Annotated in this window: 20 protein-coding genes and 1 riboswitch; of the genes, 16 read left to right on the top strand and 4 right to left on the bottom strand. The window is 29.6% G+C overall.

The features are described from left to right. Nucleotides 1–80: 80 nt before the first annotated feature. The 15 genes from L3B96_RS09545 (at nt 81) to L3B96_RS09475 (ending at nt 15,939) form a co-directional block, all read left to right on the top strand. Nucleotides 81–1,856, top strand: a complete 1,776-nt coding sequence (locus L3B96_RS09545; RefSeq protein ID WP_238860545.1) for a M3 family oligoendopeptidase — start codon at nt 81–83, stop codon at nt 1,854–1,856. Between the two features lie 88 nt (nt 1,857–1,944). After that, nucleotides 1,945–2,703 carry an EFR1 family ferrodoxin gene (locus L3B96_RS09540; protein ID WP_238860543.1) on the top strand — a complete coding sequence of 253 codons (759 nt, stop codon included), beginning with the start codon at nt 1,945–1,947 and terminating at the stop codon, nt 2,701–2,703. Between the two features lie 196 nt (nt 2,704–2,899). After that, nucleotides 2,900–3,667, top strand: coding sequence for a hypothetical protein (locus L3B96_RS09535; protein ID WP_017211740.1), 768 nt, complete (start codon nt 2,900–2,902; stop codon nt 3,665–3,667). 268 nt (nt 3,668–3,935) lie between these two features. Further along, nucleotides 3,936–4,244, top strand: coding sequence for a thioredoxin (gene trxA, locus L3B96_RS09530; protein WP_011968120.1), 309 nt, complete (start codon nt 3,936–3,938; stop codon nt 4,242–4,244). A gap of 132 nt (nt 4,245–4,376) precedes the next feature. Continuing rightward, the gene (locus L3B96_RS09525) at nt 4,377–4,856 is read left to right on the top strand and encodes a glutathione peroxidase (protein ID WP_041894328.1); all 480 of its coding nucleotides are present in this window, start codon (nt 4,377–4,379) and stop codon (nt 4,854–4,856) included. 126 nt (nt 4,857–4,982) lie between these two features. Continuing rightward, nucleotides 4,983–5,849 carry an NAD(P)/FAD-dependent oxidoreductase gene (locus tag L3B96_RS09520; RefSeq protein WP_238860541.1) on the top strand — a complete coding sequence of 289 codons (867 nt, stop codon included), beginning with the start codon at nt 4,983–4,985 and terminating at the stop codon, nt 5,847–5,849. Nucleotides 5,850–6,023: 174 nt separating this feature from the next. Continuing rightward, nucleotides 6,024–6,464 carry a MarR family transcriptional regulator gene (locus L3B96_RS09515; protein WP_011968123.1) on the top strand — a complete coding sequence of 147 codons (441 nt, stop codon included), beginning with the start codon at nt 6,024–6,026 and terminating at the stop codon, nt 6,462–6,464. A 54-nt stretch (nt 6,465–6,518) separates the two neighbouring features. After that, complete coding sequence (locus L3B96_RS09510; RefSeq protein WP_011968124.1) at nt 6,519–7,199, top strand: Crp/Fnr family transcriptional regulator; 681 nt, start codon at nt 6,519–6,521, stop codon at nt 7,197–7,199. A gap of 146 nt (nt 7,200–7,345) precedes the next feature. Continuing rightward, nucleotides 7,346–8,038 carry a Crp/Fnr family transcriptional regulator gene (locus L3B96_RS09505; RefSeq protein ID WP_077854945.1) on the top strand — a complete coding sequence of 231 codons (693 nt, stop codon included), beginning with the start codon at nt 7,346–7,348 and terminating at the stop codon, nt 8,036–8,038. Nucleotides 8,039–8,118: 80 nt separating this feature from the next. After that, nucleotides 8,119–8,886: a formate/nitrite transporter family protein gene (locus L3B96_RS09500; protein ID WP_011968126.1), complete on the top strand. Its 768-nt coding sequence runs from the start codon at nt 8,119–8,121 to the stop codon at nt 8,884–8,886. A gap of 12 nt (nt 8,887–8,898) precedes the next feature. Further along, nucleotides 8,899–9,909, top strand: a complete 1,011-nt coding sequence (gene asrA / locus L3B96_RS09495) for an anaerobic sulfite reductase subunit AsrA (RefSeq protein WP_238860539.1) — start codon at nt 8,899–8,901, stop codon at nt 9,907–9,909. After that, nucleotides 9,902–10,696 carry an anaerobic sulfite reductase subunit AsrB gene (gene asrB / locus L3B96_RS09490; RefSeq protein WP_171780064.1) on the top strand — a complete coding sequence of 265 codons (795 nt, stop codon included), beginning with the start codon at nt 9,902–9,904 and terminating at the stop codon, nt 10,694–10,696. Before asrA ends, asrB begins: the two co-directional genes overlap by 8 nt. Before the next feature lie 12 nt (nt 10,697–10,708). Continuing rightward, nucleotides 10,709–11,674, top strand: a complete 966-nt coding sequence (gene asrC / locus L3B96_RS09485; RefSeq protein WP_017211747.1) for a sulfite reductase subunit C — start codon at nt 10,709–10,711, stop codon at nt 11,672–11,674. A 491-nt stretch (nt 11,675–12,165) separates the two neighbouring features. Continuing rightward, nucleotides 12,166–13,803, top strand: coding sequence for a hydroxylamine reductase (gene hcp, locus L3B96_RS09480; protein ID WP_238860536.1), 1,638 nt, complete (start codon nt 12,166–12,168; stop codon nt 13,801–13,803). Between the two features lie 297 nt (nt 13,804–14,100). Then, complete coding sequence (locus L3B96_RS09475; RefSeq protein ID WP_011968131.1) at nt 14,101–15,939, top strand: APC family permease; 1,839 nt, start codon at nt 14,101–14,103, stop codon at nt 15,937–15,939. Nucleotides 15,940–16,074: 135 nt separating this feature from the next. On the opposite strand, the gene L3B96_RS09470 is transcribed toward L3B96_RS09475, so the two are convergent. The 4 genes from L3B96_RS09470 to L3B96_RS09455 form a co-directional block, all read right to left on the bottom strand. Further along, a complete protein-coding gene (locus tag L3B96_RS09470) occupies nt 16,075–17,499 on the bottom strand; it encodes an amino acid permease (RefSeq protein WP_077829341.1) in 1,425 nt (474 codons plus the stop codon). Between the two features lie 151 nt (nt 17,500–17,650). After that, nucleotides 17,651–17,825, bottom strand: a riboswitch (Lysine riboswitch). Between the two features lie 256 nt (nt 17,826–18,081). Further along, entirely contained in the window at nt 18,082–18,885 is an 804-nt protein-coding gene (locus L3B96_RS09465) for a hypothetical protein (RefSeq protein ID WP_017211749.1), read from the bottom strand. Then, the gene (locus L3B96_RS09460) at nt 18,879–19,583 is read right to left on the bottom strand and encodes an ABC transporter ATP-binding protein (protein WP_238860555.1); all 705 of its coding nucleotides are present in this window, start codon (nt 19,581–19,583) and stop codon (nt 18,879–18,881) included. The genes L3B96_RS09465 and L3B96_RS09460 overlap by 7 nt, the downstream gene beginning before the upstream one ends. A 74-nt stretch (nt 19,584–19,657) precedes the next feature. After that, a complete protein-coding gene (locus tag L3B96_RS09455; protein WP_011968135.1) occupies nt 19,658–20,026 on the bottom strand; it encodes a GntR family transcriptional regulator in 369 nt (122 codons plus the stop codon). 223 nt (nt 20,027–20,249) lie between these two features. Here L3B96_RS09455 and nadA point away from each other — a divergent pair, with 223 nt between their 5' ends. After that, nucleotides 20,250–21,173, top strand: coding sequence for a quinolinate synthase NadA (gene nadA / locus L3B96_RS09450; protein WP_343073083.1), 924 nt, complete (start codon nt 20,250–20,252; stop codon nt 21,171–21,173). Nucleotides 21,174–21,177 lie beyond the last annotated feature (4 nt).

Here is a 21,177-nt window from a genome sequence, read left to right as displayed (position 1 = left end):
TTTATAACCTATAATTGATATTATAATGGTATATAATAAAGTTAGGAAAAAATATAAATACAGACTTGGAGTGAATATTTATGGAACTAAATTGGAGCCTAAAGGAAATATATCCGTCATTTGATGGCGATGAATTTAAACAAGACTTAAATAAATTAACAGATATTATTGAAGAAATCAATAAATGGGCATTAGAAGCTACTAGAAATAAAGATAACTTAGTAGAAAAATTAGAGGACTATATAAATAAATTTACAAAAGTAACAGACTTATCTAGTAGAATTAGTATTTTTATAAATCTAAGCTTAAGCGTAAATACAAAGGATAAGAATGCATTGAGGTATTCAGATATTTTAGAAAAGAAATTAACAAATTTAATTGGAAGTTCAGTTAAATTTGAAAGATATATTAGCAGTATAGAAGGCCTGGATGAAATAATAAGTAAGTCTAAGCTACTTAAGGAACATGAATTTATGTTAAAAAATATAGTTGAGCAAAGTCAATATTTGCTCAGCGATAAGGAAGAAAGTATAATTGCTAATATGAAAAATACAGGCTCAAATGCCTGGGCGAAACTTAAGGATAATTTGATTTCCACATTATTAGTAGAAATTGAAGAAGATAATGAAATTAAGCATATACCATTAACAATGGTTTTAAATATGGCCTATGATAAGGATGCAACTGTAAGAAAAAAAGCATATGAAGCAGAAATAAAATCTTATAAAAAAGTAGAAGAAGGTGTAGCTGCGGCATTAAATGGAATAAAGGGTGAAGTTTTAACAGTTTGTGATTTTAGGGGATATAAATCTCCACTTGAAAAGACACTCATAGATTCAAGAATGAGTGAAGAGTCTTTAGAGGCAATGTTTTTAGCTATGAAAGAAAGTCTTCCGGTATTTAGGAAATACTTGAGAAGAAAAGGTGAAATGTTAGGTCATAAAAACGGACTACCATTTTATGATTTATATGCACCTGTTTGCGAAGCAGATATGAAGTTTACATACGAAGAAGGTACTAAATTTGTTGAAAAAAACTTCAGAACATTTAGTGACAACTTAGGAGATTTTGCAAGGAAAGCAATTGATAATCATTGGATAGATGTAAAACCAAAGGAAGGAAAAGTAGGTGGAGCTTTTTGCGAGAATCTACATTTCAATGGAGAGAGTAGAATACTCCTAAACTATGGCGATAATTTTGGAGATGTAGTAACTCTCGCCCATGAATTAGGTCATGGTTTTCACGGAGAGTGTTTAAATAATGAGACTACGTTAAATTCAGATTATCCAATGCCGATAGCAGAGACCGCATCTACATTTTGTGAAACAATAATAAAAAAGGCAGCAATAAAAGATGCTTCTAAGAATGAAGCTTTAGCAATCCTTGAAACTGAAATTAGCGATTGCACACAAGTTATTGTTGATATATACTCTAGATTCCTATTTGAAAAATCATTTTTCGAAGCTAGAAAAGGAAGTTCTTTAAGTGTTGAGGAAATAAATGATCTTATGCTGGACGCTCAAAGAGAAGCATATGGAGATGGATTAGATCCTGATTTTTTACATCCATATATGTGGACTTGGAAACCTCATTATTATGATGCCGAGTATAATTATTATAATTTTCCTTATGCGTTTGGATTATTATTTGCAAAAGGATTATATGCTGAATATTTAAAAAAAGGAAAAACTTTTTCGAAGGAGTATGAAAAATTACTTTCAATTACAGGAAAAAATAAAATAGCTGATGTAGCAAGAGTTATGGGCATAGATATAAATGATACAGAATTCTGGAGAAATTCTTTAAAAACTATAGAAGAGGATATAGAAGAATTTATAGATCTTAGTAATAAATAAGAAAAATTTTTATGGAATTATTCATCAAATAAATATATTTTTATTTGATGAATAATAGGTATAGTAGGGGTTAGAGGAGTAATTTTAAATGAAGATATTTTATAATACATCCACTGGTAATTCGTTGTATGTAGCAAAAATAGTAAAAGAAAGTTTTAAAAATTGTGAATTGGTATCTATGAGTAAGGCATTAAAAGAAAACAAGCTTGAAATTTGCGAAGATATTATTGGATTTATATATCCAATCCACTGTTCAGGACTACCAATTGTGGTTAATGAATTTATCTCAAAGTTAAAGATAAATAAAGATGCATATATCTTTGCAATTGGAGTTTCAGGAGGAGGAGGAGCAAATACTAGCTTTGTTCAAATTAATAAATTATTAAAAAGTAATGTTAAAATAAGTAATTATTGTACCATTAGGTATATTTCTAATTATATACGAGCAGGTAGAAATCCTACTAAAGCTAGAGCTGAGGAAACTATAAAAGAAAATGAAAGTAAGATAGTGAATTTTATAGAGTCAGTTAAGAGAAGAGATGCTAAAGAAATTAACTTTAAAGCTGGAATTGGAAATTTAGCATATAAGATATGGAAAGATTTTTATAGAAATAAAGATAGAAACTTTAATGTAAATGAGAAATGCATTAGTTGCAATATGTGCAAGAAAGTTTGCCCGGTAGATAATATCGTGATGGAAAATAATAGACCAAAATGGTTAGGAAAATGCACAGACTGTATGGCTTGTATAAATATATGCCCTAAAGAAGCAATAAATATAGGAAAGTCTAAAATTAAAAAGAACAGATATTTAAATCCATATATAAAGAGAGAGGAATTAATATAGAGATATAAGATAAAAAAATAATCTTGATAAAAATATCTTGAGTATAGAATAAGGGATATACTTTATATCCTTTGGATCACATTAAATATTATAAAGGACAAAAAAATAATATAAAAAAATCCTAAAAATGATAACGTAAATGTAATAATATGGTAAAATATTTATATAAATAATATATGAATGGGGTTGTCAAGTAATGGGTTTTTTTAAAAAAGATGATATTCAAGAAAAAGAAGTTCAAGTAACTAATGAAACTAAAATTGAGAATTTAGAGATTGATAAAAGAATTTCTAAAAAGAAAAATTTATCTCTTTTTGATGTAGATACGATTCAGTATGTAATTAAAAATTTTCCATCCATGTCCATTGAAATTCAAAGTGGTCTGAGCAACTTGGCAAGCATACTAGAAAATACCATAGACCACATTGAAGATAAGTCAAATGAAATAATTAAAAAAGATAGGGATTTTAAATTAAGTAAAGCTTATAGAGATACATCTATAGCTATATATAGTGTTGTTGAAAACATAAATGAATATGTTAAGTGGATGCAAGATGAATATGAGAAAAATATACAATCTGATAAAGAAAGTATTTGCAAGATAAGAAAAGATTTAGTAGAAATTAAGAAAGAAGCATCTATAGATAAAGAAAAACAAGAATTAAAAAATACCTTAATTAATGAAGAAGCTATAGAAATATATAAGGATTTTTCATTAAAAGAACCTAAAGCAATAAAGTTGGACGATAATATTATAGATGTTGAAGATTGGGATGACTTACTTGTTAAAACAGCTGAGGTACTTACGAAACAATATAAAAAAAATAAAAATATTAATAAGACTATGAAATCAATTAAACCAGTTGAAAAAAAATCTCCACAAAATTCTTTTAGGGATACTGTTATAGATATGCTAACGGAGTATAAGATAAATTTTGATGAATTTAAAGTTATAGTGAAGTAAGATATTTAGAGTAAGTCTTGTATTTCAAATAAATCAGCTTACGTGCAAAGAAATATTTGCATTTTAAGCTGATTTTTTATATAGTTAAATAATAATAAAAATATTGACAATGAATATTATAAAAAGTACAATATGATTATAAAAGATTGAGTTAAATTTAATTTATAAAAATTTATTTTTTATGAATAGTAAATATAAAAAAGTTTAAAATAGCTAGAGATATGTTTAAAAAAGCTTTAGTTTAATTTATAAGATGGAGGAATAAAGTATGAAAATAGTAGATACTAACGAATTTAAAAATGAAATAGAGAGTGGAGTTACAGTTGTAGATTTCTTTGCAACTTGGTGTGGACCTTGTAAAATGTTATCTCCAGTGCTTGAAGGATTATCAGGCGAAATGGAAGGAAAGGCTAAATTTATTAAAGTTGATATAGATCAAAGTTTAGACTTAGCAAATGAGTTTCAAATTTCAAGCGTTCCAACAATGATAATATTCAAAGATGGACAAAAAGCAGAGCAACTTATAGGATTTTTACCAAAAGAAAAAATTCAACAAGCAATTGAAAGTAATCTATAAAATATTTTCTACATTAAAAAACATAGTGCAATATTAAAATGTACTATGTTTTAATTTTAAATAAATAAGTTGAGTAAAATTGAATTTTATAAAGTTTACTTTTTAAGCATAATTATGTAAGGAGAGATAATCATGAATTTTTATAGTTTTTCTGCAAATAAAATGAATGGTCAAGAAGTAAAAATGGAAGAATATAAAGGAAAAGTAGTCTTAATAGTAAATACTGCGAGTAAGTGCGGATTTACACCACAATTTGAAGAGTTAGAAGATATTTATAAGGAATATAAAGATCAGGGATTAGAAATATTAGGTTTTCCATGCAATCAGTTTGCCAAACAAGATCCATCTAGCAATGAGGAAATAAATTCGTTTTGCAAATTAAATTATGGAGTTACTTTTACTATGTTTGAGAAAATTGATGTAAATGGAACTAGCGCACATCCGCTATATGAATTCTTGAAAAATAAAAAAAGAGGACTCTTTAATAAGGAGATAAAATGGAATTTTACTAAGTTTTTAGTTAATAAAGATGGAGAAGTTATAGGGAGATATTCTCCAACAACAAAGCCATCAAAAATTAAAGAAGATATTATAAATTTGTTAAATGCTTAAATTATTGCATTTTTGAAATAGACATTAAGTGGTGCAGAAGATATATTATAATTATATAGTTTAAATAAGATAGTTTATAATAGAAATAGGTTTATAATTAAATATACGTAAATGGAGGAAAAAAAGATGAGCGAAAGATATGATATAGCAATAATAGGAAGTGGACCTGCAGGTTTGTCAGCTGCATTGAATGCAAGAATAAGAAAAAAGAATTTTATAATATTTGGGAATAAGGAACTTACTAGTAAGCTTGCAAAAGCTCATGAAATAAATAATTATCTAGGCTTTTATAAAAAAAGCGGTAAAGAATTGCAAGAAGAGTTTAATAAACATTTAGAAGAAATGGATATAAATATAACTGAAGAGAGAATTAATAATGTATATGCCATGGGAGACTATTTTGCTTTAATGGTAAATGAAAAAATATATGAAGCTACATCAGTAATATTAGCCACAGGTGTTGAATACGGAAAATTATTTGATGGAGAAGAAAGACTTCTTGGAAAAGGAGTAGGATATTGTGCAACTTGTGATGCTCCACTATATAGAGGAAAGGTAGTTACAATAGTTTCTTATAATAAGCATGAGGAAGAAGAGGCTAATTTTATTGCATCAATAGCATCTAAAGTAAATTATATTCCTATGTATAAGGAAAAAGTTGAGGTAGATCCTTCTATAGAAATTATCAATGATACACCAGTTGGAATTATAGGAGGAGATAAAGTAAGCAAGCTGAAGCTAAAGAATTCAGAAATTGGAACAGATGGTATTTTTATACTTAGAGATAGCATTTCTCCAGGACAATTGGTACCAGGATTAAAGATAGTTGATAACCATATTGAGGTAGATAGATTAATGAGAACGAGTATTAAAGGATGTTTCGCAGCTGGCGATATTGTTGGAAAGCCATATCAATATATAAAGTCAGCTGGAGAAGGCAATATAGCAGCTTTATCGGCAGTAAGTTATGTGGATTCTGTTTCTAAAAAATAGTAAAGTTATAGAAATAAGATATGTTATCTATAATATTGAGCATAAGTGAGCTTTATGTATTGGACGAAAAGTGCTATATTAAAATTGACATGCCAAAGCAAAAAAGTTAAACTTACTTTGGTTTGTTAAAATTAAATTTATATAAATGATATGGCGGTTATAGGAGAATGAATTATGAATAAATCAAAAAAATATGAAAGTATCAAATTAGACAATCAAGTTTGCTTTTCTTTATATGCAGCATCAAGGGAAATAATAAAATTATATAAACCAATTCTGGATAAATTCAATCTAACATATACACAATATATCGCGATGCTGGTATTATGGGAAGATGAAAAGAGTACGGTTAAGGATATAGGACGAAGATTGCACTTAGATTCTGGTACATTGACGCCACTATTAAAGAAGATTGAAGGAATGGGATTAATAACAAGATATAGAGACACAAATGATGATAGAGTAGTAATTATTGAATTAACTGAAAAAGGAAGACTTCTAAAGGATGACATATTAGAAGTACCACGTCAAATAGTATGTAAAGCTAACATAACAACTGAAAGTGCTATTGAATTAAAAAGAAATTTAGATGAATTATTAAAATCTTTAGAGTAACTTTGACTGATTTTGTCTGGGCCCTGATTAGATATTTTTTGGAGGAATTTCTATATGGAAGATGTACTTAATAAATTAAAGGGGAATGAATTTTTTCAAGATTTAAGTGTTGAGGAAATTAGGGATCTTATTTCAAATATTGGATATAATTTAAGATCATATAAAAAGGGAGAAATTATTGCTAATGAAGAAGATGAATGTAATAGTTTAGGTTTTGTTTTAGAGGGGATAGTCGAAATTCAAAGAATATACCTTAGCGGAAAACAAATAATTCTAAAGAGACTAAGTAATGGAGATGTATTTGGTGAGGCATTAGTATTCTCAAAGAAATCAAAATATCCATCTACAGTTATAGCTTTTAGTGACTGTAATATACTTTATATAAGCAGAGCAGACATACTAAAATTATGTACAAGTGATGAAAGAGTATTAGGGAACTTTATGTCTTCATTGAGTAATAAGATATTTATGTTAAATTCAAAGATAAAAAGTATAGCGTTTAAAAGCATCAAACATAAAGTTATAAACTACATATTAGAACAGGCAAAGAGCCAAAAAAGTGAAATAGTTAAACTGAAAGAAAATAAAGAAGAAATTGCATCTTCACTAGGTATTCCTAGACCATCTTTATCAAGAGAATTAATGAATCTTAGAGATCTAAATTATATTGAGTTTGATAGAAATATAATTAAAATTTTAAATATTGAAGAGTTAGAAGCAGAATTATTTGATTAAAATGATATATATTGATATTTCATAAGGCAGAGGTATACGTAGAAATCATTAATATAAAATAATTTTATTATAATAGAATAATTAGGTTAACTTACTATCGCAAATATTATTTTATTAAGTTTATAGTAAGTAATTAGGAGTTATTTATGAAAAATATTTCTGAAGAACAGTTAGAGGAGTTAGAAATTTTTAATGGTGTTTCTAAATCATCTCTAAGCAAGCTTAAGGATTTTGGAGAAGTTAAAAAGTATAAGCCTGGAAATCATCTTTTTAGAGATAAAGAAGAAGTATCTACTTTATATGTAGTATTAAGCGGAAGTATATCTCTATATAAATTAAATGAGAATGGAAATAAACGTGTTATATTCATTTTGGGTAGAGGTAAAATGATTAATGATGTTATTATACAAGATTTACCGTCGTCTATAAATTGTGAGATATTTGAAGAGTCTTATATATTAAGTTATGACAAATATACATTTTTAAAGATTATGGAGGATGATTTTATCCTTACCAAGAATGTTATGTTCTCATTAGCTATGAAAGTAAGAAGATTGTATAGGCAGCTAAAGAATGCAACAGGTGTAGTAAGAATGGAAAAGAAACTTGCGGCAAAACTTTGGAAACTTAGCAGAGATTATGGAGTTAAGTGTGAGGATGGAGTAACTATTAATATGAATATAAGTGTAACATATCTAGCAGATTTACTTGGCTCAAAAAGAGAAACTGTATCCAGATCACTAAAAATACTTTTGGACAATAAATTAATTAAGTATGAGAATAGAAAAATTAAAGTAATTGATCAAGATAAATTATCAAAATTTTTTAAAGCACCGTGATTTATATCACGGTGCTTTATTTATTAATAACTTATAATTAATTTATAGGTAAACGTATATATGAAAGGGGAATTTATAGTATGTTTTGTGAAGAATTTAACAGTGTAATTATGGCAGCCAAGGCAAAAGTTAATTTATTAAAGACAAATAAACTAGGATATTTCATAAGTTCAATGCTTGCAGGTCTTTATGTGGGTATGGGAATTATGCTTATATTCACAATAGGAGGATTATTAGGTGGTAGTGGATCACCTGCTACAAAAATAGTCATGGGAGTATCCTTTGGAGTTGCCCTTAGTTTAGTAATTATGGCAGGATCAGAACTTTTTACAGGAAACAACTTTATTATGACAGCTGCTTCTTTAAGAAAAGAAGTGAAGTGGACAGACACTATTAACATATGGATAGTTTGTTTTATAGGAAATTTAGTTGGTTCTATTATTGCAGGATATTTATTTTATGCTACAGGACTTACAGCTGGACCCGTTGGAGAATTTATTGCAAAAACATCAGCAGCTAAAATGAGTGTACCATTTCTACCATTATTAGTACGTGGGATTTTTTGTAATATACTAGTCTGCTTAGCTACATGGTGTAGTTTTAAATTAAAAAGTGAATCAGCTAAGCTTATTATGATATTTTGGTGTTTATTTGCATTTATAACAGCAGGTTTTGAACATAGTGTTGCCAATATGACTCTTTTGACAATAGGATTACTTAATCCGGGAGCTGCAAGTGTAAGCATTATGGGTTATGTGTATAACATAGGTGTAGTAACACTTGGAAATATGATTGGTGGAGCAGTATTTCTAGCACTACCTTATTATATAATTTCAAAAAAGAAGTAAAGGAGTAAGCTGATGGGATATAAATTAAGCAAAAATGATATTAATAAAGTATTCGAAGATTTATCAAAAGAATATGTAGTATATGCACCAAAATTATTTGAAGGTGAAGGTAGTTTCTCTGATACTGATAGAGTACGTTATGGTGAAATAAAAACAATAGATGATATAGTTTTTGATCAAAAGGCCCAATATTCATATAAGGAAGTATTACTTCCTATATCTCAAACACTTTTCTATTTCACAGAAGATTCCATAAAGGAAGCAGATGCTCCTAAAAAAGGTGCTATCATTTTCTTAAGAAGCTGTGACTTACATGCGGTAAAACGTATGGATGACATTTATTTAAGAAATGGACAAGAAGATTATTATTATAAGAGAATAAGAGAAAATGCAAAATTTATTTTAATGGGATGTGAAAACTCATTTGAAAATTGTTTTTGTGTAAGTATGGAAACAAATGAAAATGATGAATATAATGCATACTTAAAAGTAAATGGAGATAATGTATATGTAGATGTTAAAGATGAGGAGTTAGGAAACCTATTTAAGGTTGATGAAACTTTAGATGTTAAACCAGACTTTGTAACGGAAAATAGTGTAAAGGTTTTGATAACAGATAATCTTTCTTTAGATGTTATGAAATCAGATATGTGGAAAGAGTACAGTGCTCGTTGTATTGCTTGCGGAAGATGTAATTTTGTTTGTCCTACATGTACTTGCTTTACAATGCAGGATGTCTTCTATACTGATAATGGTAAAGCAGGTGAAAGACGAAGAGTATGGGCATCTTGCCATGTAGATGGATATACAAATATGGCTGGAGGACATAGTTTTAGGTTAGATAAAGGACAACGTATGCGTTTTAAAGTACTACACAAAGTATATGACTATAAAAAGAAATGGGGATATCATATGTGTGTGGGATGTGGAAGATGTGATGATATCTGCCCAGAATATATATCATTCTCTAACTGTGTGAACAAATTAAAAGATGGTATGAAAGAGGTGGCAGACAATGAGTAAAAATGAATATATTCCTTTTTTATCAGAAATTAAAGAAGTAATTAAACATACAGAAATAGAATATACTTTTCGAATGGAGTTTAATGGTGATGTAAAACCAGGACAGTTCTTTGAAGTTTCATTACCAAAGTTTGGTGAAGCACCTATTTCAGTAAGTGGTATTGGAGAGGGCACTGTAGACTTAACTATAAGACGTGTTGGAAAAGTAACTAATGAAATATTTAATAATTATGTTGGCGATAAATTATTTCTAAGAGGACCTTATGGTAATGGCTTTGATATTGAAAATTACAAAGGAAAAGAATTAATAGTTGTTGCAGGGGGAACAGGTCTTTCTCCAGTAAGAGGAGTTGTAGATTACTTTGCAAAAAATGCAGATGAAGCAGAAAGCTTTACTCTAATTGCAGGATTTAAATCTCCTAATGACGTTTTATTCAAAGATGATATTAAAATGTGGAAAAGTAATATAAATCTTATTCTAACTGTTGATAATGCAGAAGAAGGATACAATGGCAATGTTGGAATGGTAACAAAATATATTCCTGATTTACTAATAAAGGATATTAATAATGCAGCAGTTATTGTAGTAGGACCTCCTATTATGATGAAGTTTACTGTTGCAGAGTTTTTAAAACGTGGTATAGATGAAAATAATATTTGGATTTCACAAGAAAGAAAAATGTGTTGTGGAATCGGAAAGTGTGGACACTGTAAAATAGATGATACTTATATTTGTTTAGATGGTCCTGTTTTTAATTATTCAAAAGGCAAATTCTTAATAGATTAGGAGGGGTTAGTTGTGGATTTAAATACAAAGGCAATCAAGAAAAATGCTTTTAGAGTCACTAAAAAAAGAGGGATAACTGCCTCTAGAATTAGAGTTCCTGGGGGGCATTTAGATGCGGAATTATTAGGAATGATACAAGAAATATCACAAAAGTATGGTGATGGAACTGTTCATATAACAACACGTCAAGGTTTTGAAGTACCAGGTATAAGCTTTGAGGATATGGATAAAGTAAATGAATTGTTACAACCAATTATTGAAAAATTAGAAATAAATCAAGAAATACCAGGCAAAGGATATACTGCTGCAGGAACTAGAAATGTATCAGCATGTGTTGGAAACAATGTTTGTCCGTTTGCTAATTATAATACAACTAATTTTGCAAAGAAAATAGAAAAAGCTATTTTCCCAAATGATTTACATTTTAAAATCGCATTAACAGGATGTCCTAATGATTGTATTAAAGCAAGAACACATGACTTTGGGATAATTGGAATGACAGAACCACAATATAATATTGATAGATGTGTAAGTTGCATGGCATGTGTGAAAGCTTGTAAGAAAAAATCAGTAGGAGCACTTGAAGCTATTAACTATAAAATCGTAAGAAATAAAGAAAAATGTATTGGTTGTGGTGAATGTGCAAATGCATGTCCTACAGGAGCATGGACAAGAAGCAAAGAAAAATATTATAAGTTAGTTCTTATGGGAAGATCAGGTAAGAAGAACCCTCGTCTTGCAGAAGATTTCTTAATTTGGGCTGATGAGCAAAGTATAATTAAAATAATATTAAATACTTATAAATTTGTTGAAGAATATATAGACAAAGATGCTCCAGGTGGAAAAGAGCATATTGGTTATATAATTGATAGAGTTGGATTTGAAGAATATAAAAAGTGGGCATTAAAGGATGTAGAATTCCCAGAAAAAACTATCATCAAAGAACGTATTTATTGGAGTGGAATACATTTCTGCTAGAATTAAATGTATCACAAAGAACTTAAAATGAGGAAACGAACAATCGAAATAGAATACATATATGTTCCTCAGGACTATGAAAAATCTCGCTGATAATATCTAAATGGAAGGTTGCATCACTTCTGCATGCTCCTGTGGCAAGCACAGGACAAGCAAAAGTGAAACAACCTGCCATTAAGATATTCCAACAGCTTATTTTTCAATGCCTGCTCCACATATATGTATTCTATTTCTTTGTATTGCTATCATTTAAAGTAATTACCATAACTTTAATTTATGGTGACTTAGAGTATATATGGATTCTAGGTTATTTTTATGTATTTATAAAAATAATTTCAAAAGATTTCTGAGTCGTAACAAATGAAACAGAGTATTTTATAATTTCATTGTAAAATAGATTCATAAGGTGATTCGAGGGAATGTACCTAACTGATATAGAAATTTATAAAAATTTATTTGATAAAAATTAAGTGTGTGGAGGAGATTTCAATATGGATAATAAAATGTTTTGTTTTCAATGTCAAGAAGCAGCAGGATGTACAGGATGTACTGTAAAAGGTGTGTGTGGTAAGACTCCAGACCTAGCAAAAATGCAAGACTTATTAATATATGTAACAAGAGGTTTATCAGAAGTTGCAACAAAAGCTAGAGAAGAAGGTATCGTTGTATCACAAGCTATTAATACTACAGTAACAATGAATCTTTTCACTACTATAACTAATGCTAACTTTGATAAAGAAGTATTTTATGGAAGAGTAAAAGATACTTTAAAAATAAAAGAAGAATTATTAGGAAAATTAGCTAACAAAGAAAGCTTAAGTGCAGCTGCGTTATATAATGCAGAAACAAGAGAAGAAATGGAAGCTAAAGCAGAGACTGTTGGTGTATTAGCTACTGAAAATGAAGACATCAGAAGTTTAAGAGAACTTATTACTTATGGATTAAAAGGTTTATCTGCATACATGAAACATGCAAATGCTTTAGGGTATGAAGATGAAAATATATGTGCATTTATGCAAAAAGCATTATCATTAACTGCTAATAACAACGTAACAATAGATGAATATATAGCATTAACTTTAGAAACAGGAAAAGTTGGTGTTGATGGGATGGCGTTATTAGATAAAGCTAATACAGAAAGTTATGGTAATCCAGAAATAACAAAAGTAAATATTGGAGTTGGAACAAATCCAGGAATATTAATTTCAGGACATGACTTAAAAGACTTAGAACAACTATTAATTCAAACAGAAGGAACAGGAATAGATGTGTATACACATTCTGAAATGTTACCAGCTCACTACTATCCACATTTAAAGAAATACTCACACTTAGTAGGTAACTACGGAAATGCATGGTGGAAACAACCAGAAGAATTTGAAAGCTTTAATGGACCAATACTTATGACTACAAACTGTATAGTTCCTCCAAGAGATAGTTACAAAGGAAGATTATATACTACTGGATCAGCAGGTTATGAAGGATGCTCTCATATTGCAGCTGATGAAAATGGAAAGAAAGATTTCTCTGTAATTATTGAACAAGCTAAGAGATGTGCAGCACCTACTCAAATTGAAGAAGGAGAAATCGTTGGTGGATTTGCTCATAACCAAGTATTAGCTTTAGCTGATAAAGTAGTTGATGCAGTAAAAACTGGAGCAATTAAGAAATTCTTCGTTATGGCAGGTTGCGATGGTAGACAAAAAGCTAGATCATACTACACAGACTTTGCAGCAGCTCTTCCAAAAGATACTGTTATATTAACAGCTGGTTGTGCAAAATATAAATACAACAAGTTAGATTTAGGAGACATAGGTGGAATTCCAAGAGTTTTAGATGCAGGACAATGTAATGATTCATACTCATTAGCAGTAATTGCATTGAAACTTAAAGAAGTATTCGGTCTTGAAGATATAAATGAATTACCAATAGCATTTAATATTGCATGGTATGAACAAAAAGCAGTAATAGTATTATTATCTCTATTACACTTAGGAGTAAAGAATATTCACTTAGGACCAACTCTTCCTGCATTCCTTTCACCAAATGTAGTTAATGTTTTAGTAGAAAACTTTGGTATAGGTGGAATTACAAATGTTGAAGATGATATGGCAATGTTCTTAAGATAAATTAATATAAGATAAATAATAGAAGAAGATAGCTGGTATGAAACTAGTTATCTTCTTTCTTTTTAGTTAGAATACAGTAAGTAGTAAAGACAAAATCGTACTGTCGAAAAATATTTAAAAATAAAGTTGTATTGAAAACGTATTTATAAAAATAAATATATTTACATCAATAATATATAGATATATAATCTGTATGTTGTAATAGCAGGTAATAAAAAAGGAGGAGAAAATCCTTTTTATTACCTGTTGTATAAAGTTGAAATTGCATAGTAATTTTTACAATATGGGGGAAGAATTATGTTTAAAAAAATTCAATCATTATTGATTGGAAGAGCTCTTAAAACTAACGAATTAGCTGAAGAAAAATTTAGTGTTATTTGGGGGCTGCCAATATTATCAAGTGATGCTATTTCATCGGTAGCTTATGCAAGTGAAGAAATACTATTAGTTCTTATACCTATTCTTGGTATGCGTGCATATGGATCCATGATAGAAATAGCAATAGCAATTACAGTTTTATTAGGAATAATAGTGTTTTCATATAGACAAATAATCGATAATTTTCCTCATGGGGGCGGATCGTATATTGTTGCGAGCGAAAATATAGGTAAGCTTCCAGGATTGGTGGCAGCGTCATCATTAATAATTGATTATTTATTAACTGTTGCAGTTAGTACCTGTGCAGGAGCAGCTGCAATAACATCAGCGATTCCAGCCTTGTTGCCGTATCAACCGTTAATAGCTATTTTTGTAATAGGGTTAATAACATTAGGGAATCTTAGAGGAATAAGGGATTCATCTAAGTTATTTGGAATACCAACATATTTATTTATATTATCAATAATAATAATGATAATAACAGGAGTATTCAAAGTATTAGTGTTGAAAGAAAGTCCAGAGCAATTATATGTAGTTCCACAAGCAGCTGGAGATTTAACTTTGTTATTATTCCTAAAGGCCTTTTCTTCAGGATGTACTGCTTTGACAGGTATCGAAGCGGTAAGTGATGGAATACCTAATTTTAAAAATCCAGCTCAGAAGAATGCGAAAATAGTATTAGGAACATTAGCTTGTATTGTTTTTATTATATTTGGTGGGATATCATACCTCTCAACAATGTACAAAGCAGTTCCAGGTCAAGATATTACAGTAATAGCACAAATAGCGATCCAAGTTTTTGGACAAAACAGTTTAATGTTTTTTATAGTACAAGCTACAACAGCTATTATTCTTACACTTGCAGCTAATACTGCATTTTCAGATTTGCCGCTACTGTTATCAATATTAGCTAAGGATGGATATGTTCCAAGACAACTTGGGAAAAGGGGAACTAGATTAAGTTTTTCAAATGGAATAGTATTGTTATTTCTAGTATCATCACTTTTAGTTTATATTGCAGATGGTAGTACTCATATGTTGTTATCTTTATATGCGGTTGGTGTATTTATATCATTCACATTATCACAATTTGGAATGTTTAGAAAATGGACTAAGAGCAAGGAAGGGCATTGGAGACATAAAGCGTTTATAAATGGGTTAGGGGCAGCTGTTACAGCAGCAACATGCATAATAATAGGTGTAGAGAAGTTTAAGCATGGAGCATGGATTGTGCTTGTATGCATACCGATACTTGTAACAGGAATGTTAAGAGTTAGAAGACACTATACTAAAGTTAGAGAGAACTTAAAAATAGAAACAGGTTTAGAGAGTTTAATTGTAAGAGAAGCAATAACAAAACATGTTATTGTGCCAGTTCAAACAATTAATAAATCTTTCATTAAGAGTTTAAATTGCGCTTTAACTCTTGGGGAGAACATAGAAGTTTATCATGTTAGTACAGATGAAGAAGTCACAAAGAAACTAATAGAAAAGTATAATAAGCTTGGGATAGCAGCTCAATTGGTCATAGAAAATGCGCCATACAGAAATGTTAACGAAAAACTTTTAGCGTATGTGGAAGAAAAACATAAGCACTTAAAGAAACACGAAGTAATAACAATAGTAATGCCTCAATTTATTATACATAAATGGTGGCATCAGACACTTCATAATCAAACATCAATACTTTTAAGAAGATCTATACTTAAGATGAGAAATGTAGTTATTGTAACTGTACCTTATATAATTAATGAATAGGATAATATAGAAAGAAGAGTATCTCAAAAATAGTTGAGATACTCTTCTTATTTCCAGAGAAATATAATATTTAAAGCTAAAATAGAAAGTTCAAGTGAAAGTTAAACTTAAAAAGTATGATCTTACTTTGTGTTACTATTTATCAGAAAAGTCTAAATCAACTTTATCTAAAGGAATAACTTTAGACTTATTCTTTATTTTATAACCTACGTATAAGATCAAGAATAATGGAAGTCCTATATAAGCTGCAATTAATCCATTCCAATCAATCGCCTCAGGAGTAATGTATGAATATCCTTGACCTATTATTATAATAATACACATTAATAATGCTAATATCGGACCAAATGGATATAAACTAGCTCTATATTTTAACTCATTTAAATCTCTTCCTTGATAAATATATGCTTTTCTAAATCGATAGTGACATATTGCGATACCTACCCAAGCTATAAATCCAGCAAGACCAGATGCTGCAACTAGCCAAACATAAACAGTGCTCTCTGCATATAGACCTGTTAAAAAGCAAGCAGAAGCTATTAATGTAGTTAAAAGTACAGCATTTATAGGTACACCTCTTTTATTTATTTTAGCAAAAGCTTTAGGAGCCATGCCTTCTTTAGCCATTGCATAAAGCATTCTACTTGATGCATACATACCAGAGTTACCAGCAGATAATACAGAAGTTAATATGATTGCATTAATCAATGAAGCAGCACCTGCAATACCAGCTTTTTCAAATACCATTGTAAATGGGCTTGTATCAAGACCAGCCTCAGTAAATGGTATTATTGCTCCTAATACAATAATTGTACCTAAGTAAAATATTAATATTCTCCAAAAGATTGATTTTATAGCTTTTGGAATATTCTTCTCAGAATCTTCACTTTCACCTGCAGCAATCCCAATAAGTTCAGTGCCTTGAAATGAAAAACCTGCGATTAAGAAAATAGAAAATATTGATTTGATTCCTCCATGAAAAGGTCCATCTTCAATTGTGAAATTGTGAAATCCTACTTTATCTCCACCCATTATTCCTACAATCATTAAAACACCAATTACTATGAATATAAGAACGGTAACAACCTTAATTCCAGCAAACCAGTATTCTGATTCACCATATGCCTTAGATGATAGGATATTTAATCCCACTATAATCACTAAAAATAAAATACTCCAATATAGGGCATTTACATCTGGAAACCAGTATTTCATTAACAGAGCACCGGCAACCATTTCGGCTGCAATTGTTATAGCCCAGTTGTACCAGTAGTTCCAGCCAAGGGCAAATCCAAGAGCTGGATCAATAAATTTATTAGCATATGAGCTAAATGAACCAGATATTGGCATATGAGTTGCCATTTCTCCTAAGCTTGTCATTAAAAAGTATACCATTATACCTACTAGTGCATAAGCTACTAATGCACCACCAGGACCAGCTTGGTGGAGAGTATCACCCATTGCAAGGAATATACCGGTACCAATAGATCCGCCTATGGCTATCATGTTTAAGTGTCTTGCTTTTAAACTTCTCTTTAATTCGTGATTTTCTTCACTCATTTTTCTATCCTCCATTATGGTTTTAAATTTCCATAAGCAAGTAACTAAGATAATATAAAAATTAAAACAATAAAAAAAGCCATGAGAGCATACTCATGACATAAATACGAAAGTTACACATTTTAAAAATATGACGAATATCGACATTTACATTAAAAATAGCTCTCCACAAAATAAGTTGTGGCAGTCTTGTATATATTTTATACAAGCCCAGCAAATAGTATTAAAGCAATCAGCTATTTACTTCGGCGAAAGTTCCTTTCTTATTACTTCAATGAGCTTACCTCCATAATAATACTCTTAAATTTCGCGCCTCTATCTTAGTTATTTACCTATTAAGTTATATGTAATTATGTAATAAAATGAGGAATAAGTCAATATAAAATATTTAACAATTTATAAAAATGCATAGAAAATGACTAAAAAATTTGCATATTAAAAGCGACTATCGAAAATTATTTCAATAGTCGCTTTTTTAATATTTATAAATAAATATACTATCTTGGTAAGAATTAGTGTTTGTATTTAGCTTTTTATACAAGTTGGCACCATACTAAGATTATATATTTAAAATAGCATTTTTTATTCTAAATTTAATTTATTTTTTAATATATAGCTTGTTATTATGAAATAAACTATTATGAAGATTATATTAAATACTGTGATAGATATTAAAAATAAATTAATAGGCCAAAGAGATTCAATATTTCTTAGTAAATCAGGCAGTCTAGAGGATGAAAAAGCTATCCCAATAGATGAGGATATTGCACCTGCAATTAAATTTAATATTATGAATGCCCCGAAAGATGAAAGAATTCTATGCTTACTAAATATATGCCCAATTGATATAGAAGCATAAATCATACTAATAAATTTTACAAACTGAAATATCATAGCAATTAATAATTCTATAATAATTACATAAATTTGTATTCCTATTTTAGCATAACCTTCTGAAAGAGCCCTAAAAGTTTCAGAAAAGAATTGACCAAAAGCCCTAGGGTCAAATGCCATAATAATTATTGAAAGTATGGCTACAATTCCACTTATTATAGTCCAAAAAGTGGCAATTGAAAGTTTGCTTGTAATGTTTGTGATGGTGCTCACTGGAAGGGTGTTCATTAAATATCCTTCATCACCAAGCAGATTTTTATAAAATCTTTGGATAATTATGAAAAAGGTGACTATGAATACAGCAGCCATAGTACATCCGTATCCAAAGATGCTTAGTATAAATGGGATTGAACCAAATCCTTGAAGTTTATGGGATAGACCAGTTCCGATAAAAATTTTATTAATGATAGCAAATGCTAATAATACTAAATATAGCGGTATAAGGGTTCTGCCAGTTGCTTTCACCTCATACTTCATTAATTTTCCTAACATCTAAATACCTCCCTAAATAGAGCATCAACACTCTTGCCTTCATTTTCTCTTATTTCATCAACACTTTTAGTTAAGAATATATTTCCATATGATATAAATACTACATCATCTAATATTCTTTCAATGTCAGAAATAAGGTGAGTAGATATAATTATAGTGGCATTTTCATTGTAATTAGTGATTATTGTATTTAAAATATAATCTCTGGCAGCAGGATCAACACCTGCGATAGGTTCATCTAATAAATATAAATCGGCCTCTCTACTCATAACTAAAATAAGTTGTACTTTCTCTTTTGTACCTTTTGACATAGTTTTTAATTTATCGTTGGGATTAATGTTGAGTTTTGATAACATATTGTAAGCTTTCTCAGGATTGAAATTATCGTAGAAGTCTTGAAAAAAGCTAATAATGTCTGAAACTCTCATCCAGTCATTAAGATAAGTCCTTTCTGGAAGATATGAAACAATTTTCTTTGTTTCAATTCCAGGTTTATTTCCTGATATTAATATTTCTCCATTTGATGGAGTTAAAAGACCATTTGCCAACTTTATTAGTGTGCTTTTACCACTGCCATTTGGACCTAAAAGTCCGACAATTCTGCCACGATTGATTTTTAGATTTATCCCTTTTAATGCCTCAGTATTAGAATAGGTTTTAAATAAATTTTTACATTCTAAAATAGGGACATTATCCATATTGTTATTTGTAAAAGTAGACATTGTATCACTTTCGCTAGAGTTATACAATGTTTTATTATCAGCATTATCCATTATTTCATCTCCTTTGATATAATTTCTATAAGTTGGATTGTCTCTTGATTGGTATAACCTATTTTTTCCATATTGTGAAGAAATTTTTCAATTTGATCTCTTGCTAAACCATTTCTTATATTTTTAATCATATTAACGTCCTCCGTAATAAATCTGCCACTAGTTCTTTGAGAAAATACTAAACCAGTTCTCTCAAGTTCTGTTAATGCTTTCTGCATTGTATTAGGATTAACAGCTGCATCACCTGCCATATCTCTAACTGATGGCAATTTTTCACCAGCTTTGTATATGCCAGAAACGATTCTAAGTTGTATTTGTTCCATTAGCTGCATGTAAATTGGTCTATCGTCATTAAAATCCCATGACATAGTCTCACTCCTTCGTAAATTGTACTACTGTATTGTTGTACTAAGTTGTTAATACAATAATACAACTATAACTTTTAGCTGTCAAGAAAAATAAAATGATTTTTTGTAGGTTAAATAAGGCAATGAAATCTGTTGAATATTAAAAATTGTGGTGTTATAATTATTTTCAATGGTGTATATACACCTGTAAAATTAATTAAAAGAGGTGTAAATAAACATGGCGATGGATTTAGCAAAAGAAATATTAAAGTTAAAGAGAGAAAAGAATGCTCTTATTCTTGCACACTATTACCAACCAGGAATTATACAAGACTTAGCAGATTATGTAGGAGATTCTTATTATTTAAGTGAAATAGCTAGAGATTGCAAAGAGGAAGTTATAATGTTTTGCGGGGTTAGATTTATGGCAGAGAGTGCAAAAGTTTTATCACCGAATAAGACTGTTTTAATGCCATGTCCTAGTGCAGGATGTTCTATGGCAGATATGGCAAGCGGCAAGGCTTTATTAGAACTAAAGGAAAAGCATCCAGATGCTTATGTAGTTTGCTATATAAATTCAACGTGTAATGTGAAAGCTCATTGTGATGTAGCTGTGACTTCTTCAAGTGCATTGAAAATATTAAAGAAGATATCTAATAAAAAGATTATGTTTTTACCTGATAGGAATCTAGGTGAATATATATCGGAGTTTTTCCCGGAAAAAGAGTTCATATTATGGGATGGATTTTGTAGGTGCCATAATAAGGTAAGCAGAGAAGATATATTGATTGAAAAAGAAAAGCATATAAATGCAAAAGTATTAGTCCATCCTGAATGCACAAAGGAAATCAGAGATATTGCAGATTATATAGGGAGTACAAGTGGAATAATAGATTATGCGACTAAAGATGAAGGAACCGATTTTATAATAGCGACAGAAGAAGGGATTTTACATGAATTAAAGAAAAAGAATCCTAATAAAAATTTCTTTATACCAGGAGATAAAATATGTTGCCAAGACATGAAAAAGACAACCCTTGAAAATTTATATGATGCCTTATTGAATATGAAAAATGAAATGATTATAGAAGAAAATGTTAGAAAAAAGGCGTTAAAATCGTTAGAAAATATGCATTTACTTGCATCGCAAGATGTTAGAAGTAATTAGGAAA

Origin of the sequence: Clostridium sp. YIM B02569 (assembly GCF_022320765.1) — a bacterium.
GTDB classification, from domain to species: Bacteria; Bacillota; Clostridia; order Clostridiales; family Clostridiaceae; genus Clostridium; species Clostridium beijerinckii.
Note: the sequence above shows the minus strand (reverse complement) of the source record. Positions and strands in the feature narration are given on the sequence as shown.

Coding starts and splice junctions, on each gene's coding strand:
- L3B96_RS09475 (WP_011968131.1), top strand. CDS start 14,101: ATGTTTAAAAAAATTCAATCATTATTGATTGGAAGAGCTCTTAAAACT.
- L3B96_RS09515 (WP_011968123.1), top strand. CDS start 6,024: ATGAATAAATCAAAAAAATATGAAAGTATCAAATTAGACAATCAAGTT.
- L3B96_RS09460 (WP_238860555.1), bottom strand. CDS start 19,583: ATGGATAATGTCCCTATTTTAGAATGTAAAAATTTATTTAAAACCTAT.
- L3B96_RS09500 (WP_011968126.1), top strand. CDS start 8,119: ATGTTTTGTGAAGAATTTAACAGTGTAATTATGGCAGCCAAGGCAAAA.
- L3B96_RS09545 (WP_238860545.1), top strand. CDS start 81: ATGGAACTAAATTGGAGCCTAAAGGAAATATATCCGTCATTTGATGGC.
- nadA (WP_343073083.1), top strand. CDS start 20,250: ATGGATTTAGCAAAAGAAATATTAAAGTTAAAGAGAGAAAAGAATGCT.
- asrA (WP_238860539.1), top strand. CDS start 8,899: ATGGGATATAAATTAAGCAAAAATGATATTAATAAAGTATTCGAAGAT.
- L3B96_RS09455 (WP_011968135.1), bottom strand. CDS start 20,026: ATGTCATGGGATTTTAATGACGATAGACCAATTTACATGCAGCTAATG.
- L3B96_RS09525 (WP_041894328.1), top strand. CDS start 4,377: ATGAATTTTTATAGTTTTTCTGCAAATAAAATGAATGGTCAAGAAGTA.
- L3B96_RS09470 (WP_077829341.1), bottom strand. CDS start 17,499: ATGAGTGAAGAAAATCACGAATTAAAGAGAAGTTTAAAAGCAAGACAC.
- L3B96_RS09520 (WP_238860541.1), top strand. CDS start 4,983: ATGAGCGAAAGATATGATATAGCAATAATAGGAAGTGGACCTGCAGGT.
- L3B96_RS09535 (WP_017211740.1), top strand. CDS start 2,900: ATGGGTTTTTTTAAAAAAGATGATATTCAAGAAAAAGAAGTTCAAGTA.
- asrB (WP_171780064.1), top strand. CDS start 9,902: ATGAGTAAAAATGAATATATTCCTTTTTTATCAGAAATTAAAGAAGTA.
- L3B96_RS09510 (WP_011968124.1), top strand. CDS start 6,519: ATGGAAGATGTACTTAATAAATTAAAGGGGAATGAATTTTTTCAAGAT.
- trxA (WP_011968120.1), top strand. CDS start 3,936: ATGAAAATAGTAGATACTAACGAATTTAAAAATGAAATAGAGAGTGGA.
- L3B96_RS09465 (WP_017211749.1), bottom strand. CDS start 18,885: ATGTTAGGAAAATTAATGAAGTATGAGGTGAAAGCAACTGGCAGAACC.
- hcp (WP_238860536.1), top strand. CDS start 12,166: ATGGATAATAAAATGTTTTGTTTTCAATGTCAAGAAGCAGCAGGATGT.
- L3B96_RS09540 (WP_238860543.1), top strand. CDS start 1,945: ATGAAGATATTTTATAATACATCCACTGGTAATTCGTTGTATGTAGCA.
- L3B96_RS09505 (WP_077854945.1), top strand. CDS start 7,346: ATGAAAAATATTTCTGAAGAACAGTTAGAGGAGTTAGAAATTTTTAAT.